Origin of the sequence: Candidatus Accumulibacter meliphilus (assembly GCF_036625345.1) — a bacterium.
In the GTDB taxonomy this organism is placed as follows: Bacteria; Pseudomonadota; Gammaproteobacteria; order Burkholderiales; family Rhodocyclaceae; genus Accumulibacter; species Accumulibacter meliphilus.
This window is the reverse complement of record NZ_JAZKTZ010000001.1, coordinates 787,282-803,537: the sequence shown is the minus strand read 5'-3', so window position 1 is coordinate 803,537 and position 16,256 is coordinate 787,282. Positions and strand designations below refer to the sequence as shown.

The following is a 16,256-nucleotide window of genomic DNA, read 5'->3' as shown; positions in this document are numbered from 1 at the left end:
CAGATTCTGTTGCAAGCGCACGGTACCGCCGGTGGACACGATGTTGCCAAAGACATCGGCGAATGCGGTGATGCTGCGACAGGTGACGACACGCTTCTCCTGGATTTCACCGTGCTGTTCGTACACTTCGCCGGTCAACATCAGGTCCCCGGTGGTACGTGCGCTGACCCCCTCGTGACTGACGATCTTGTCGGTCACCGAGAACTGGTGGCTGCGCGTATCGATGGTGAGGAAACCACAGACCGAGGCGAGCAGGTATTCGCCGTCCTTTTCCCGACTCAGCTGAGTCCCGGCACCGGCCATGCGCTGCAGGTCGAAATCCTTGGGCAAGGGCGCGGGCAGCGCCTCGCCGGTGACGTCCCGCCCGTCGACGCCGGGAGTACGCGGCGTCTTCTTCACCAGACGCAGCCCGGCGGCGACCTGCGGATAACGCGTCTCGAACTGGCGCAGATCGACCCGGTCACCGAACAGGCGACGCGGTGCGTTGTTGCGGCGCAGGCCAGGCGCCTGCTCGGTAATCGTGGCGTCCTTGCCGGCCACGAAGGGCTTGCCGCGAGCCACGACACGCCGCTCTGGCCTGTCGAGCTGGATGCCTTCCTGGACCGCCGCAACGTCGATTCCGAAGCGCACCCCCTTGCCCCACGCGCTGGCGACGAACTCGTCGAAATCCAGCCAGACACGCACCTCCTGCGGCGAGCCGGCGAGCATCCCCTGCGGGCTGTTGCCGCTGCCTTCAGTCGACGCCTCATCGGGCGCCGCGTCGCGATAGATCGGCTCGAACAGATAGGCCGCCTCGCCGCGCTGAATCCGCAGCTCCTTGTAGAGCGACTGGCGCTGCGGCTGAAAGGTGGCGATATCCAGCGCCAGGAACACCTCGTCGGGGGCAGCCTTGTCGCGACTCGCCGCATCGTCGTACAGGAGCGACTGGAATTGCGCATAATCCAGGCCCCGGAAATAGAGCCCCAAGGCAAAGGTGCGATCGACGAAGTCGACGAAATCAACCGGCGAATCGAGCCGCGACAAGGTCACAAACAGGCCGTCCGCCCGCTTGACGATATAGCGCGACAAGGCGATCTGTCCATCCTCGAGGTCGGCAAGATTGCCGATGGCACTTTTCGGTTGGTCTGGCATGGTCATCGTGCATTCAGCTCTAGGTCGGTTGCTGGGTGCAGAGGCTTTCCCCGTTTGCGCTGGCGACGCGACGCGGCGTGGCGAGCGCCCTGCGATTCGCCCACCACGGCCGGCTTGGCAATTCCTGTGCCGGCCCGCCGCGCAGCGGGATCGCGCTTGCTCGACGATCAATTGAGCGCCGAGCCCGGCGCGACTGCTTGCAGCGTACCAGAAACCGACGTTCGCCTGCCAACCTGCCCAGTTCGAGAGCGGCGCATTCAGCGCGCAGGTCAGCGCGCAAGCGGCGACTGCGTTACATTCACTATCGCCCACGCTCATCGCTTCCGCGTGCAGCGCAAAACCCCTTGCCGAGTTCAGCCATGCCCAGCCGACGTCAATTAACACCGTTGTTCGCCATCTTCCTTGCCGCCTGCGCCAGCTTTCCGCCGGACGGGCCCAGCGTGATGGCCTTGCCCGGATCGGGGCAGTCGTTCGCCAAGTTCCGCGGCGACGACGGATTTTGCCGGCACTACGCGAATCAGGCGATTGGTGGCGCAACGCCGGCAACTTCAGCCGCCAACGCCGGCGTCGCCAGCGCCGGCGTCGCCAGCGCTGCGCTAGGCACGGTCGTCGGTGCGGCCGTGGGCGCCGCGATCGATGGCTCGAGCGGCGCAGCGGTCGGCGCCGGCGTCGGCCTGCTCGCTGGCAGCGTCGGCGGAGTCGCGGCCAGCAACGCCTCCGCGTATACCGTGCAGGAACGTTACGACCAGAGCTACGTCCAGTGCATGTACGCGCGCGGTCACAAGGTCCCCGTGGTCGGCACTTTCGCGTTGCCGGAGGACGCCATCAACAGACCCGTTGCCTCGCCTCTTCCGCCCCCGCCGCCTCCGCCCCGCGGCGCACCGCCAGCGCCACCACCGCCGCGGGGCGCGCCACCGCCACCGCCGCCGCGCTAGCCAAACCCGGCAAGCGGGTTGCCGCCCTGCCAGCCCGCAGCCTGGCGAGCGCGCCGGATGCGATTCGCTCGGGACGGTGGCAACTTCTGGCGTACACTACGGGCCCGACCGAACAGAAAACGCTGCCATGCCCCGCCCGACCCTGAAACTCCCGAAGACGACCGCGACCGACAGCGCTGCGCAGCCAGGCCGATGGCCAGGGCGCAAACCTGTCCGCGGCGGTGCGCCGCCGTCAAAACGCGCAAGCACCCGCCGTGCCGACAGCCAGGCCGCCGCCGAGGCACCGCCCCCGCGGGCCAGAAAAGAGGACGGCGCTGCACCGCGCCCGCCGCGCCGCGCGGACGAGGCAAGGCGCAACCAAGGGCAACGGAGCACCGTCCAGAACGCTGTGGCGAAGAGGGAGATCTCCCTGCCAGCGCAACAGCCAGCGCAGCCGGACTCCCCGGCGACCGACCAAGCCGTCAGCGGCAAGCGAGGCGCCCGGCAGCAGCGAAGGTCACCCGAGAAGGGCGGGCAAGGAAAGATTCGCCGCGCCTCGCGCGACCGCCGATCGACCTGGCAAGCCCGCCAAGAAGGCCTATCCTCCACGCGGGATCGCGCGCAGCACCGGCGCGCGTGCCTTCCGGCCAGCCCCAGAAAATCCCGCCGACGGCGACGCTGAGGCGACGCCCGCCAGCGCCCCGCACAGGGGGCCGCCGAGCGAAGCAAGGCCAGGCCCGCGAGCGACGCCACAGCGCGAAGCGGTGCACGAGGCAAGCGGCCAGACTCGCGGCCTGGCGAAGGAGTCGCCGCGGCTGTCGAAGCTGGTCAGCCAGCTGGCGCAGTGTTCGCGGCGCGAAGCCGACGAGTGGATCGAGAACGGCTGGGTAAGCGTCGATGGCGTGGTCGTCAACCGACTGGGCGCGCGCGTCAACCCCAAGGCAAAAATCAAGATCAAGGACATTGCCAGCGCGCACACCAGCGAAAGCGTCAGCATCGTCTTCAACAAGCCGCGCGACCTTCCCGGCCCGCCGGCCGAAGCAGGCCGCGAAGCCATCGCCGCCTTGATCCGCGCCGACAACCGCTGGTCCGACGACCCTACCCCGCTCACCTTCCAGGCCAGCCATCTGCGCGGTCTGGCACAGGCCGGAAAACTCGAGGCCGACGAGGGCGGGATGCTCGCCTTCACCCAGGAAGGCAGTGTCGCGCGTCGCTTGAGCGGTGGCGATTCGCGGCTGGAGAAGGAATATCACGTGCGCGTCGAAGGCGAACTGGCCGCCGACGGCCTCGATCTGCTGCGCCATGGACTGTCGCTCGACAACGTCAAACTGCCGCGGGCGCAGGTCTCATGGCTCAGCGATCAACAAATGCGCTTCGTCCTGCCTGGCCGGCAAGAAGGGGCAGATTCAGCGGATGTGCGAACTGGTCGGCCTGCAAGTCACCGACATCAAGCGCGTTCGTATCGGCAGCGTCTCGCTCGGCAAGCTGCCGCCCGGGCAGTGGCGCTATCTGCGCGAGGACGAGCGCTTCTGACGCCGGAGACACCCGCCGCCGCAAGTGCGCGACCACCGTGCTTGCAGCCCGGGCAAGCTGCGGCTACCATCTGCCCTGATCCCGCCGCCCACGGGGAAAGGCGTGTCAGCGCAGCGCTCCGAGGGCCCCCGGCGGTCCTGTTCAAGGCCAGCACAATGCTCGATACCGCAAGCACCACCGGGACCTTGCCGCCTGGCTGACCTTGTTCAGCGGCGCCGAGATGCCCATCCTGCGCCAGACCGCCCGCCGCCTCGATGAGGCGCGGCAGCAGATCGACCGCGTCAGCGGCCGCGACATTACCGCCATCGTCCTGCAGGATCCCCTGCTCGCCATCCGCGTGCTGGCCTACATCCAGTCGTTCGGCAGCAAACGCCTGCGCAGCGACGTCACCAATATCGCCACTGCGGTGATGATGCTTGGCGTTGAGCCCTTCTTCCGCAAGTTCGAAAATCCGGCGACCATCGAAACCATGCTTGGCCGCAACCCGCAAGCGCTACTTGGCGTCCTGCAGGTCGTTCGTGCGCTGCCAGCGCGCGTCGCGCTACGCCCACGACTGGGCCTTCGCCCGCCACGACATGAACGGTCGAGGAAGTTGCGCTCGCAGCGCTGCTCTACGACCTCGCGGAAGTCCTGCTGTGGTGCTTTGCTCCCGAACAGGCGATCGCCATCCGTGCCCGCCTGCAGGCCGGCAAGAGCTTGCGCAGCAGCGTCAGTGCAGTGCGAGGTGCTCGGATTTCCGCTCAGCCGAGCTGCAGTTGGCACTCTGCCACGCCTGGCAGCTGCCCGAGTCTGCTCACCGCGCTGATGGACGACGACGAGTGCGCAGCTGCCGCGCGTGCAGAACGTCAAACTGGCGGTCAACCTGGCACGCCACTCGGTTAACGGCTGGACCGATGCCGCCATCCCGGACGACTTCGCAGCGATCGAAAACCTGCTCAACGTCAGCCGTGAAACGCTGCTCTCGCGACTGCAGCTGCCGCCAGAACTGCTGCCCCGGCTGGTGCGCGCCGAGCGACGCATCAGTCGAGCGAGCGCTAGCCGACTTCCCTGACTCGCGCCGCTCACGCGGGCAAGCTGCCCGTGTTCACAGGCGGCGATCAGACCCCTTGCCGCCAGTTCGCAGAGCTCGAGCACCCGTTCGAATCCGGACTCGGCGCCGTAGTACGGATCGGGAACGTCGGAAAGGCCGAGACTCGGGGACGTAGTCGAGGAACATCCCCAGCTTCGCGCGGCTTTCTTCGGGGCACAGGCGCAGCAGATTGGCCATATTCTCGTGGTCCATCGCCAGAATCCGGTCGAAACGCTCGAAATCGGCGACGACGACCGGCCGCGCGCGCATTTTTGAAAGATCGTAGCCACGCTTGGCGCCGACCTTGCGGGCGCGCGGATCCGGCGCTTCGCCGGCATGGTAGTGGCCGTGCGTCCCCGCCGAATCGGTTTCCAGCAGCGCGCCCAGGCCCTCGCGCTGAGCCAGACCACGGGTTACCGCGGCCGCCAACGGCGAGCGACAGATGTTGCCCATGCAGACAAAGAGAATTCGGTAACGGGGTGGCGTGGCAGTCTTGCTCATCACAAGGTCTTCCTTCACAAATCCAGCAACTGGCCAGCCACGATCCACGTACTCGCAGCACGGCAGCTGCGATCGCGGCACCCTGCTACTCGGCCGCCGGCCGCGGGGCCCTCGGGGAACAGCAGGTCAACGAAACCGAAACGACGGAAGTCCTTGATCCGCATCGGATAAAGGATGCCATCGAGGTGGTCGCATTCGTGCTGCACGACGCGGGCGTGAAATCGCAGACGCTGCGCTCTATGGGCCGACCGCCGGGGTCGAAGCCGCTGTAGCGCAGATGTTTCCAGCGCGGCACCAGCCGCGCAGGCCGGGCACCGAGAGGCAGCCTTCCCAGCCGTCTTCGACCTCGGTCGACAGCGGCGTCAGGACCGGGTTGATCAACACCGTGCGCGGCACCTGTTCGGCATCAGGGTAGCGCGGGTTGGCGTCGATGCCGAAAATCACGACGCGCAGATCGACGCCAATCTGCGGCGCGGCCAGGCCGGCACCGTCGAGCGTCGCGCATGGTGTCTTCCATATCGACGATCAGCGCTTCGAGTTCTGCCGTGGCAAAACGCTCGACGGCCCTGGCTTGCTGCCAGAGACGCGCGTCACCCATTCTCAGGACAGGTCTAATCATCGTCGCGCAGCATCGCTTCGATGATCGCATGCACCTGCTGCATCGACGCCGCCAGACCGCATGAATCGCTTCGAGGCTGATGCCGGCACGACTATCGCCGCGCCCGGCGGCGTAATTGGCGACCACGTTGAGAGCCGCGTAAGGCAGCGCCAGCTCGCGCGCCAGAGCCGCCTCGGGCATGCCGGTCATGCCGACGACGTCGGCGCCGTCGCGCTCGAGGCGGTTGATCTCGGCGGCCGACTCCAGACGCGGTCCCTGCGTCGCCGCGTAGACCGCAGCAGCACCGAGCCTGATGCCAATCGTCGCCGCCGCGTCGAGCAGCCGCCGGCGTAGAGCGTGATCGTAAGGTTCGGTGAAATCGATGTGCGCCACCACGGCACCGGGTCCTTCGTGGAAGGTCGACGGACGCCCCCAGGTGTAGTCGATGATCTGGTCCGGAAGAACCAGGTCGCCAGGTCTGAGGTCGGCACGAATGCTGCCGACCGCAGCGACGGCAACGATGCCCAGCACCCGTGCCTCCGCCAGCGCCCAGAGGTTTGCCCGATAGTTGACCTGGTGTGGCGGGATGCTGTGCTGATCGCCATGACGGGCCAGGAAGACCACCGGTCGGCCGGCGAAATGGCCAAAGCTGAGAGCGGCGGATGGCTCACCGTAGGGCGTGCTCACCACTTTTCGCTGCCCGACTTCCAGCTTGGCGAGCTGCGTCAGACCGCTGCCACCGATGATTGCCAACATCTCAATCCTCCCGCATGGCGTAGATCGCCGGCAGATTGCGCCACGCGCCGCGGGCGTCCATGCCGAAGCCAAAAACGAAGCGATCGGGAACGGTCAGGGCGACGAAGTCGGCGCGCAGAGGCTTCCTTCGACCATTTAACTTGTCGGCGAGAACGGCCGTAAAGCAAGCCGCCGCCCCCATTTGCAAGAGGCGATCGCGAATCGCGGCCAGCGTGATGCCTTCGTCGAGAATGTCGTCAACCACCAGTAGCGTGCGCCCGGCCACCGCCAGCGACGGCTCGACACGCCACGACAGCGCGCCGCCTGCCGTTGCCTGCCCGTAGCGGCTGACGTCAAGGTAATCGAAGTCGAGGGGAAAAGTCAGTTGCGTCAGTAGCTGGCCGGCAAACGGCACGCCGCCTTTCATGACGCACAACACGAGCGGCTGGCTGGCATGCAGTCGGGCGCTGATCTCGCGCGCGACGCGGCTCACTGCGGCGGCGACGGTCTCGGCCGAGTGGATCAGATCGGCTCCTGCCAGCAGCGTCATTGCCGCTTGCCCGTCCATCATGTGCTTTCCGGGGCTGCCGGCGGGCTTGCCTGCAGCAAGGCCAGCAACTCCCCTTCGTCAATCACCGACACGCCGAGCTGCTGCGCTTTCTCGAGCTTGCTGCCGGCCTCGGCGCCGGCGACGACGAAATCGGTCTTCTTCGACACCGAGGCAGTCACTTTCCCACCCGCCGCCATGATCAGCTGCCCGGCGCATCGCGCGTCAGCGAAGGCAGGGCGCCGGTGAGCACGAAGACTTTGCCGGCAACAGCGCCAGCGCTGGGCATGGCTGCTTCGCTTTCGCTCCAGCTCACCCCGGCGGCGCGCAGCTGTTCGATGACCATCTGGTTGTGCGGCTCGCTGCAGAACTGGCGAACACACTGCGCGACCGTCGGGCCGACGTCGGCAACCTGTTGCAGCTGCGCTTCATCGGCGGTTAGCAGACGCTCCAGACTTCCGAAATGGCGCGCCAGCTCCCTGGCCGTCGCCTCACCGACGTTGCGCATTCCAAGCGCGTAAATGAAACGCGCCAGAGTCGTCTGCTTGCTCTTCTCGATGGCTGCGAGCAGATTCCCGGCCGACTTCTCGGCCAGGCGCTCGAGCCCGGCCAAGGCCGCAACGCCGAGCTGGTAGAGGTCCGCCGGCGTACGCACGATGGCGTTGTCGACCAGTTGCTCGACCAGCTTGTCGCCGAGGCCCTCGATGTCCATCGCCCGCCGTGAAGCGAAGTGCAGCAAGGCCTGCTTGCGCTGCGCCGGGCAGTACAGTCCGCCGCTGCAGCGCGCCACAGCCGCCGCGACACCCTTTTCACCCTTTTCGCCCTTGTCATCTTCGCTGCGCACAACGATCGAGCCGCAAACCGGGCAGTTCTTCGGCATGTCGAAACGACGCGCAGCGACGGGCCGCTTTTCGGGCAGCACGCGCACGACTTCCGGGATCACATCCCCGGCCCGGCGAACGACGACGGTGTCGCCGATGTGTACGTCTTTGCGGCGAATCTCGTCCTCGTTGTGCAAAGTGGCGTTGATCACCGTCACGCCACCGACGAAAACCGGTTTGAGCCGTGCCACCGGCGTCAGTGCGCCAGTACGGCCGACCTGGATGCTGATGTCGAGCAACTCGGTGACCGCCTCCTCGGCGGCGAATTTGTGTGCCAGCGCGAAACGTGGCGCACGTGAAACGAAACCCAGACGCGCCTGCGCCGCCAGTTCATCGACCTTGTAGACCACGCCGTCGATATCGTAGGGCAGCGCGCTGCGCTGGCGGCCGATCTCGGCGTAGTAGGCGAGGAGGCCGGCAAGGCCCGCAACACGGCGCCGTTCGCGGGCAACGGGAAAGCCCCAGGCGGCGAGCCGATCGAGCAATTCGCCATGCGTCGCCGGCAAGGCGGCGCCTTCAGCAATGCCGACGCCATAGGCGAAGAAACGCAAAGGACGTGTCGCGGTGATGCGTGGATCGAGTTGGCGCAGGCTGCCAGCCGCGGCGTTGCGTGGGTTGACGAACTCCTTCTCGCTTTTTTGGCGCTGTCGCTCGTTCATCTGTGCGAAATCGCTGCGCAGCATCAGCACCTCGCCACGCACTTCGAGAACGGCCGGCCAATCGCTGCCCTGCAAGCGCAGGGGAATGCTGCGCAAGGTACGCAGATTGGCGGTCACGTCCTCACCGCTGGAGCCGTCGCCGCGCGTCGCGCCACGCAGCAGGTGGCCATCCTGATAGCTCAGGCTGACGGCCAGACCATCAAACTTGGGTTCGACCGAGTACGTGACCTCGATGCCGACCTCGACCGCGCTGCCACTGGCCAGCCCGTCGCGGACACGGCGGTCGAAAGCCACGACTTCGTCATCGGCAAAGGCATTGTTCAGCGACAGCATCGGCGTCGCATGCGCGAGCGCGGCGAACTCGGGCAGCGGCGCCGCCCCGACGCGCTGCGTCGGCGAATCGAGACTCAGCAGTTCCGGATGTTCGGCCTCGAGCGCCTGCAGCTCGGCGAACAGGCGATCGTATTCGGCATCGTCGATCAGCGGCGCGTCGCGGGCGTAATACTCGATGTTGTGCCGCTCGATCGCCTCCCGCAAGGCGTGCACGCGATCGCTGGCACTCATCGCGGCACTTCCGGGATTCAGGAGAAGAGGCGCTGCGCCAGCGGGCCACCAGCCGGCAACTGATGCGCCGCCATCGCCGCCTGGAACTTCAGCACCTGCTGACGGATGGGCTCGAGGGCGGCCTCCGACAAGGGCTGGCGGTTATCGTCCACCAGCGCGCCGTTGAGTGCTTCGGCAAAGCGCCGCGCCAGTTCAAACATCTGGGTCAGTACTCGATCGCCATTGGCCACGCGCGGAACGTCGAGCAGAAAAGTCACCCCGTGCGTACTCAGCGCCTTCATCGCCTCGGCCGAGAAATCATCGCTCTCTTGATTCACCAGCATGTAGAGGACATTGTCGTTGTCATCACAGCGCACAAAACGCCCGGCACTGTCGATGACCATGCCCGTCGCTTCGGCCAAGGCACGCAGTTTGGTGCCTGCAAAAACCTGCCCCTGGCTGATCACGTTGATTCCGATCTGGATGTCGACGCCGGCGCAGAACTCGTCCAGCTGTGCCGCCGTTCGCAAGGCTGGCTCGCGTGGCGGCAATTCGGCAAGACCCATCAGCTCGCTCGCCATTTCCTGCATCGCGAGCTTGAAACCCGAAAGCTCACGGTCGGCAAGCGGGCCTTTGCGGTCCACCAGCTGCAAGCCGACACGAATATGCCGGTACTCGCGTTTGCTGTCATCGAGAATCGGCTCCCAGGCATGCTCGTCTTCGTTGTGACCAATCCAGTTCACCGCCTTGCTCAGCCGTTCCAGGGTGGCGCGCTGCGCTTCACGGATGCGGTAGCCGGCGATTGGTTCGAGCACCTGGATCGCGGCGATGTAGTCGATCTTCGGCGACAGCACGCAAAGCGGTGCCGGGCTGTCCCTGAGGCCTCCCTGGTCGTCGGCAGCGGGCGTCGGTGACGGTGACGGTGACGGGGTGGCAGGGGACGATGCAGGCGACGAGCGCGACGAAACCGCCGCCGCGGAGCTCGAGGAGGTCCTGGCAGCGGCGGCGGTGTCGCTCGGAGCGCCGCTGTCGTCCGCCGTTGGCGGCCTCGCCGTCGGCTCATCCGGCTCCTGGAACTCTTCGGGCTCGGAGCGCAGCAAGGGTTCGACACGTTCTTGACTGGCGCGATGCGCGCCATCTTTCGACGCCGCAGCGCCTGCTGCACTCGCCGCTTCGTCAAGCAGGACGTCGGTCTGGCGCGCGCCGAGCAGTTCGTCGGCCATTCTGCGGTGCTTGCGCTCCTGCCATTTGTTGTAAGCCAGTACCCCCAGCACGGCGACGCCGCCGAAGCCGATCAAACCCATCTGCAAGTCGGTCATATCCATTCCTAAACGAGTTGCTCGCGCATGCGTAGCGCTTCTTCCATATCAACTTCAACGATGCGCGAGACGCCGGATTCCTGCATGGTTACTCCGACGAGCTGTTGCGCCATCTCCATCGTAATCTTGTTGTGGCTGATGAACAGAAACTGTGTGTTGGTCGACATTCGTCGCACCATCGAGCAGAAACGTTCAGTATTCGTATCGTCAAGCGGTGCGTCGACTTCGTCAAGCAGACAAAACGGCGCCGGATTGAGCTGAAACATGGAAAACACCAGCGCGATTGCCGTCAAGGCCTTCTCACCGCCAGAGAGGAGATGAATCGTCGAGTTCTTTTTTCCTGGCGGCTGGGCCATCACCTGCAGCCCGGCGTCGAGGATTTCCTCACCGGTCATGATCAGCCGCGCCTCGCCACCGCCGAAAAGCGCCGGAAAAAGCTCGCCAAAACTGCGATTCACCGCATCGTACGTGCTTTGCAGCAGGTCGCGCGTTTCACGGTCGATACGGCGAATCGCGTTTTCCAGCGTTTCCATCGCCTGCGTCAGGTCTTCCGACTGCGCATCCAGGTAGCCCTTGCGTTCGCGCGCCGCTTCCAGTTCGTCGAGCGCCGCCAGGTTGACCGCGCCAAGCGCGTCGATCGAGCGCTGCAGAGAGGTAATTGCCCCCTGCAAAGGCGCTGCTCGCAAGCCATCCAGTTCGCCGGCCAGGGACGGCTCGTCGGCGTTGACCTCGGCCAACTGCAGCGCCGCCTGCTCGACGTTGAGTGCGGCCGCCTGCTCCTTGAGCTTCAGTTCGCCGATCCGGTTGCGCAACGGCTCGAGACTCTGCTCGGCCTTGAGGCGCTGTTCGTCCAGCGCGCGCAGGCCGTTGGTCGCCATTTCCAGGCCATCACGAGCAATCGCCAGCGCGTGCTCGCGAGCGACGCGATGATCCAGCGCAGCCTGCAAGCGGGGCTCCAGATCGTCCGCCTGCAGCGCCGTGGCATTCTCCTCGCAGCGCCTCAGCTCTTCAAGCACGCGCGCCAGTTGCTGGCTCGCCAGCACGCGGCCGGAAGCCAGCTCTTGCAGCTTGTTGCCGCACTCGCGTTGCGAAAACTCGGCTTCGCGCAGCTCGCGTTCGCAGCCACCGAGCTGCTCGCGCTGTTCACGTAAAGCGCCTTCGGCCTGCTCGAAAAGCGTTTGCGCGGCTTGCATCAGGTTTTGTAGCAGACGGAGCTGTTCGCTGTGCACATCGATCGCCTCATCGGCAATGAACAGGCGTTCGCTTTCGTTCTCTTCCTCGCCGGCCAGCTCGGCCAGGTTGTCGTCAATCTGCGCCTGCCGCTCGCTGCAACGCTCGCGTGCCTGGGCCAGCTTCAGCGTCTCCACCTGCAGGGCGTGCGCCTCATTCTGCAGAATGCCCAGCTGCTGGCGGGACTCCTGCAGAGTCTGCTGGCTGTCTTGCAGACTTTGCTCGACTTCGCCGAGCCTGGCCTGCGCCTGCACGAGCTTTTCCTCGCGCTCGCCAATCACCGCCGCCAGGCCGTCAATCTCGCGCTGCCGCTCGAGCAGTCCGTGCTCACCGCTATCCGGAGCGAACAGGGTCACGCTCTGGCGGTTGACGAGGTCGCCGCCGGGCGTCACGCAACAGGCGTTCGCCGACAAGTCGCCGCGCAGCGCCAGCGCCGCTTCCAGATCGGGCGCCGTCAGCACCTCACCGAGCCAGTCGACAAGAATTGCCGACAACTGCGGCGAGTCGCAACGAATACGGGCGAGCAGCGTTTCGCCGTCAAGGACATCGCCCGCGGTCACGCCGGCCAGTGGCAGCAGCAAAGTCAGCTTGCTAGCCGGCCGGTCGGTGCTCCAGGCCGCGTCGGCAGCGTCCGCCGGCAGTGCGCCAAGGCGTTCGCGCAGTACCGCTTCGACGGCTGCTTCCCAGCCGGCTTCGACGTGCAGCGATTTCCAAAGCGCCTGGCCATTCTGCAAACCATGCCGACGCAACCAGTCTTCCAGTTTGCCGTTCGCCTGCAGCCGCTGCTGCAACTGTTGCAGCGCGTTGCGCCGGGCCGTCGCCTCGGTGCGCTCTTTCTGCGCATGCTGCACTTCAGCGAGGAGCTCACGCCGCTGCTGTTCGCGATGTGGCAAGCCCAGTTGCAGCGCCTTCTGTTCGTCGAGCGCGACGCTGATCGCGGCACGCAATTCGAGCAGCGCCTCCTGTTTCTCGATCAACTCGCCATCGTCGGCAAGCGGCAGCGCCTGGCGTTCGAGCGCCAGGCGTTCGCGCCGACTGGCGACACTCTGCAAGGAACGCTGCGCGTGCCCACGATTGGCCTGCTCGACATGCAGCCGCTGCTCGGCCTGGACGATCTCGGCCCGCTGGCGACTGGCGTCCTGGCGCGCGGCGGCGTGGCTGTCCTCGGCCAGCGGCAAGCGTTCCTGCTGCGCCTCCAGGCGTAGCTGCCCGTGCTCGACGCGCTCGTCGGCCAGCGCCAGCAGGTCCTGCCAGCGCCGCTCTTCGCCGGCCAGTTTCTCGGCCTGTTGCTGCCAATTCTGTCGATCGGCAGTGAGCTGCGCGAGACGTGTTTCGTACTCGCGCTGTGATTCGCGGCGATGCCGGATCTCGGCTTCGAGCCGGGCGACTTCGGCATTGGCCGCAAACAATTCGCCCTGCGCAGCATGCACGCCGTCGCTGGCCGCGAAATGCGCTTCGCGCGCCTCCTCGAGACGCGCCTCGAGTTCGCGCAGCACGGCGTTCTGGGCTTCGAGAGCGGTGCCCGCCTGTTCAACTTCACGCGTCAGCCGTTCGCGCTCGAGCTGTGCCTCGTTACGGCGCAACAGCCACAGCAGCTGTTGCTTGCGTGTCAGCTCGTCGCTATAGGCGCGATATTGGCGCGCGACGCCGGCCTGCCCTTCGAGGCGCTCCATCTGCGCAGCCAGTTCGCAGCGGATGTCTTCGACGCGAGTCAAATTCTCGCGGGTGTCGGCAAGGCGATGCCCGGTTTCCTTGCGACGCTCCTTGTAGCGCGTCACGCCGGCGGCTTCTTCGAGAAAAACCCGCAGCTCGTCGGGCTTGGCCTCGATGATTCGCGAAATGGTGCCTTGGCCGATGATCGCGTAGGCACGCGGACCGAGTCCGGTGCCGAGAAAAAGGTCGGTAACGTCCTTGCGGCGAACGTGCAGGTTGTTGATGTAATACTCGGATTGGCCAGCTCGCGTCAGCAGACGCTTGACCGACAGCTCGGCGTATTGCGACCACTGCCCGGAAAGCCGCCCCAGCGTGTTGTCGAAGACCAGTTCGACCGCCGCCCGCGACACCGGCTTGCGCGATCCGGAACCGTTGAAAATCACGTCCTGCATCGATTCGCCACGCAACTCCGACGCTTTCGACTCGCCCAGCACCCAGCGCACCGAGTCGATCACGTTCGACTTGCCGCAACCATTCGGCCCGACGACACCGACCAACTGCCCTGGCAGCGCGATGTTCGTGGGATCGACAAAGGATTTGAAGCCGGCAAGTTTCAGTCTGGTCAGGCGCATCAACACTGAAGCGCGGCCTGCTCAGCCGCGCTGGAAGAAATCGGAGAAAAGCCTTGCCGCGAGCGCATGACGCCTCGCACCGGCGAAGCTCATGACAAGCAAAATTCCAGCCGGGTGCAAAATCGGTCGCCTATAATAGCATTCCGCCTAGCCAATTTGCCTGCCCTTGGCCGTTGCCAGCCTGGCCGGCCCCCTCTCCTCGACCACCACTCGGAACAAGAATGAGCACCAGCCCGACCGAAACGCTTGCCACCTTCGCCAATCCCGCGCCGCAACGGGATTTCCGCATCCATATGGAAATCCCCGAATTCACCTGCCTGTGCCCAAAGACCGGGCAGCCGGATTTCGCGACCCTGATCCTCGATTACATCCCGGAGGGAAGCTGCGTCGAACTCAAGAGCTTGAAGCTGTATATCTGGTCCTTCCGCAACATCGGCTGTTTTCATGAAGATGTCACCAACCGCATTCTTGACGACCTGGTCAACGCCACCCAACCGCGTTACATGCAGCTGACCGCACGCTTCTACGTCCGCGGCGGTATTTTCACGACGGTGGTCGCCGAACACCGCCAGGCAGGCTGGGCGCCGGCGCCAGGGATTCCACTCGCCGCCTTCGACAGCCAATCAAGCACCAGAGACTGAGACCATGAGCCTGCCCTTACTCCTTCCCGACCCCCGCTTTCTGCGCCTCGAAGAGCTTCTCGACGACCCGGCCCTGTCGGAAACCATGCGCCTTGACGAAGCGCACGGCTATCTTTGTGCCGCCCTGTCCGGCCCGCAGCCGATGGCCGAAGCGCAATGGCTGAGCGGAGTGCTCGGCAAGCCCATGGCTGACAGCGAAGACCTGCTCCGCGAAGCGGCCGACCTGCTGCGCCCTTTCGTCGCCGCACTGGAAGCCGAACTGGCAAGTGGCGAACCGCCGTTGCTGCTGCTCTATCCCATCGACGGCGACGCGAACAGTGCCGGCGATTACGTTCCCTGGTGCGAGGGCTACCTGCAGGGTGTCGACGCGGCGTCCGAGGACTGGTTCGACGCCCTGGGAGCCGACGACGAAAAGGAAGACAGTGACGAGATCTTCTACCTCGACGAACTGCTCCTGACGCTGTCCCTGCTCACCGGCGACGCTGAAGCAGCCGCCCTCGACGCTGGCGAGGACTGGCCATCGGGTGAGGAGCTCGACGGCCTGGAGAGAGAATGCGAAGAGAAACTGCCGCAGGTGGTGAGCGCTATCTACCGCTTCTGGGTCGCCCAGCGCAGCATCAAGACCATCCGCCGCGAGGCGCCCAAAGTCGGCCGCAATGACCCCTGCCCATGTGGCAGCGGCAAGAAGTTCAAGAAGTGCTGCGGGGCGTAGCTCCGCCACCACGCCCGCGCCATCTTCAGCTTTCCCGATCGAGCCGGCGCACTGCCGTGCGCTCCTCCATGCGCGCCGAAAACAGGCTGGCGGCGACGATCAGCGCGCCGCCGAGCCAGTCACGCGGGGCCAGGGCTTCGTCGGCGAGCAGCCAGGCGGCGAGGGCGGCGAAACCGATTTCGGTGAGCATGATGACGACCGCGCGGTTGGCGGCGACGCGTGCCAGACCGAACTGGACGACGACGTTGGCGACGACCAGCACGCAGCCGAGCGCGGCGAGCAACAGCCACAGCGACGGTGCACTTGGCAGGTCCGGGCTGCCGACGCCGGCCAGCAGGAGCAGCGCGCCGGCGATCACCACTGCGGCGAAGGCGGCCATGACCTTGCTTTCGATAGGTAAATGGCCCGTTCGCCGGGAGAGCACGTTGAACAGGGCAAACGAGAAGCCAGCCATCAGGCCGAGCCAGTCGGCGAGATCCTGCGGTGCCGGCAGGCCCGCCTGCGGCTGCCAGAGCATGCTCGCGGCACCGAGCAGCGACAGGGCGATGACGCCGGCACCGGCGTAGTTGAGGCGCTCGTCGAGCAGCAGGCGCGACAGCAGGACGGTCCATAAGGGCGCCAGGTAGAAGAGGAGCAGGACGCGCACCACTTCGCCGTTGAGCGTTGCCAGCACGTAGCCAAGGTTGCAGCCAGCGGCCGCCAGCGCCAGCCAGAGCAGCGTCCACGACGGCGCCCAGGCCAGCGGCGATCGACGAAAGATCAGCAGGCCGAGGACGAAAGCAATGCCGTAGCTGAGCGTCGAAGAAACAATGCCATCGACGCCAGCGTCACGGAGAAGCCGGTAGGGGTACCAGATGACACCCCAGACCAGCGCCCCGCCGAGCAGGGCGCCGATGGCCAGACGCTGCTCGCGCGCCGCACCAGGGCCGGCAATCTGCTGCGCCTGTCCTTTCACCGT

12 protein-coding genes and 3 pseudogenes are annotated in these 16,256 nt (G+C 65.9%); 6 read left to right on the top strand and 9 right to left on the bottom strand.

From position 1 onward, the window contains the following. On the bottom strand, positions 1-1,137 hold a 1,137-nt coding region (locus V5B40_RS03465), incomplete at its 3' end, for a flagellar assembly protein A (protein WP_332353212.1). 353 nt (positions 1,138-1,490) lie between these two features. Between V5B40_RS03465 and V5B40_RS03460 the strand changes: the two genes are divergently transcribed. The 4 genes from V5B40_RS03460 (at position 1,491) to V5B40_RS03445 (ending at position 4,629) form a co-directional block, all read left to right on the top strand. After that, positions 1,491-2,066 carry a glycine zipper family protein gene (locus tag V5B40_RS03460; protein WP_291866734.1) on the top strand — a complete coding sequence of 192 codons (576 nt, stop codon included), beginning with the start codon at positions 1,491-1,493 and terminating at the stop codon, positions 2,064-2,066. Positions 2,067-2,809: 743 nt separating this feature from the next. Then, positions 2,810-3,778: a S4 domain-containing protein gene (locus V5B40_RS03455; RefSeq protein WP_332353211.1), complete on the top strand. Its 969-nt coding sequence runs from the start codon at positions 2,810-2,812 to the stop codon at positions 3,776-3,778. A gap of 20 nt (positions 3,779-3,798) precedes the next feature. Beyond that, the gene (locus tag V5B40_RS03450) at positions 3,799-4,383 is read left to right on the top strand and encodes an HDOD domain-containing protein (protein ID WP_332353210.1); all 585 of its coding nucleotides are present in this window, start codon (positions 3,799-3,801) and stop codon (positions 4,381-4,383) included. A gap of 30 nt (positions 4,384-4,413) precedes the next feature. Then, complete coding sequence (locus tag V5B40_RS03445; protein WP_332353209.1) at positions 4,414-4,629, top strand: hypothetical protein; 216 nt, start codon at positions 4,414-4,416, stop codon at positions 4,627-4,629. A gap of 33 nt (positions 4,630-4,662) precedes the next feature. Here the strand turns inward: V5B40_RS03445 and V5B40_RS03440 are convergent, their stop codons facing one another. The 7 genes and pseudogenes from V5B40_RS03440 to smc form a co-directional block, all read right to left on the bottom strand. After that, positions 4,663-5,148 carry a low molecular weight protein-tyrosine-phosphatase gene (locus V5B40_RS03440; protein ID WP_332353208.1) on the bottom strand — a complete coding sequence of 162 codons (486 nt, stop codon included), beginning with the start codon at positions 5,146-5,148 and terminating at the stop codon, positions 4,663-4,665. A gap of 14 nt (positions 5,149-5,162) precedes the next feature. After that, positions 5,163-5,767: pseudogene (locus V5B40_RS03435) on the bottom strand (peptide deformylase). Then, a pseudogene (locus V5B40_RS03430) lies at positions 5,760-6,502 on the bottom strand (S-methyl-5'-thioinosine phosphorylase). Before V5B40_RS03430 ends, V5B40_RS03435 begins: the two co-directional pseudogenes overlap by 8 nt. Position 6,503: 1 nt before the next feature. Continuing rightward, the gene (locus V5B40_RS03425) at positions 6,504-7,052 is read right to left on the bottom strand and encodes a hypoxanthine-guanine phosphoribosyltransferase (RefSeq protein ID WP_332353207.1); all 549 of its coding nucleotides are present in this window, start codon (positions 7,050-7,052) and stop codon (positions 6,504-6,506) included. Then, positions 7,049-9,132 (bottom strand): annotated as a pseudogene (gene ligA, locus V5B40_RS03420) (NAD-dependent DNA ligase LigA). The gene V5B40_RS03425 and the pseudogene ligA overlap by 4 nt, the downstream one beginning before the upstream one ends. Before the next feature lie 17 nt (positions 9,133-9,149). After that, positions 9,150-10,430: a cell division protein ZipA C-terminal FtsZ-binding domain-containing protein gene (locus tag V5B40_RS03415; protein ID WP_332353206.1), complete on the bottom strand. Its 1,281-nt coding sequence runs from the start codon at positions 10,428-10,430 to the stop codon at positions 9,150-9,152. An 8-nt stretch (positions 10,431-10,438) separates the two neighbouring features. After that, positions 10,439-13,945, bottom strand: coding sequence for a chromosome segregation protein SMC (smc, locus tag V5B40_RS03410; protein WP_332353205.1), 3,507 nt, complete (start codon positions 13,943-13,945; stop codon positions 10,439-10,441). Positions 13,946-14,166: 221 nt separating this feature from the next. Here smc and queF point away from each other — a divergent pair, with 221 nt between their 5' ends. Beyond that, entirely contained in the window at positions 14,167-14,586 is a 420-nt protein-coding gene (gene queF, locus V5B40_RS03405; protein ID WP_332353204.1) for a preQ(1) synthase, read from the top strand. 4 nt (positions 14,587-14,590) lie between these two features. Beyond that, positions 14,591-15,298 (top strand): YecA family protein, encoded by a 708-nt coding sequence (locus V5B40_RS03400; RefSeq protein ID WP_332353203.1) that lies wholly within the window; start codon positions 14,591-14,593, stop codon positions 15,296-15,298. A gap of 25 nt (positions 15,299-15,323) precedes the next feature. On the opposite strand, the gene V5B40_RS03395 is transcribed toward V5B40_RS03400, so the two are convergent. Next, positions 15,324-16,253 (bottom strand): DMT family transporter, encoded by a 930-nt coding sequence (locus V5B40_RS03395; protein ID WP_332353202.1) that lies wholly within the window; start codon positions 16,251-16,253, stop codon positions 15,324-15,326. Between the last annotated feature and the right edge of the window lie 3 nt (positions 16,254-16,256).

What these genes read in the sequence shown, in the direction of transcription:
- V5B40_RS03425 (WP_332353207.1), bottom strand. Translation starts at nt 7,052, where the DNA reads ATGATGGACGGGCAAGCGGCAATGACGCTGCTGGCAGGAGCCGATCTG.
- V5B40_RS03460 (WP_291866734.1), top strand. Translation starts at nt 1,491, where the DNA reads ATGCCCAGCCGACGTCAATTAACACCGTTGTTCGCCATCTTCCTTGCC.
- smc (WP_332353205.1), bottom strand. Translation starts at nt 13,945, where the DNA reads ATGCGCCTGACCAGACTGAAACTTGCCGGCTTCAAATCCTTTGTCGAT.
- V5B40_RS03415 (WP_332353206.1), bottom strand. Translation starts at nt 10,430, where the DNA reads ATGACCGACTTGCAGATGGGTTTGATCGGCTTCGGCGGCGTCGCCGTG.
- V5B40_RS03440 (WP_332353208.1), bottom strand. Translation starts at nt 5,148, where the DNA reads ATGAGCAAGACTGCCACGCCACCCCGTTACCGAATTCTCTTTGTCTGC.
- V5B40_RS03400 (WP_332353203.1), top strand. Translation starts at nt 14,591, where the DNA reads ATGAGCCTGCCCTTACTCCTTCCCGACCCCCGCTTTCTGCGCCTCGAA.
- queF (WP_332353204.1), top strand. Translation starts at nt 14,167, where the DNA reads ATGAGCACCAGCCCGACCGAAACGCTTGCCACCTTCGCCAATCCCGCG.
- V5B40_RS03450 (WP_332353210.1), top strand. Translation starts at nt 3,799, where the DNA reads ATGCCCATCCTGCGCCAGACCGCCCGCCGCCTCGATGAGGCGCGGCAG.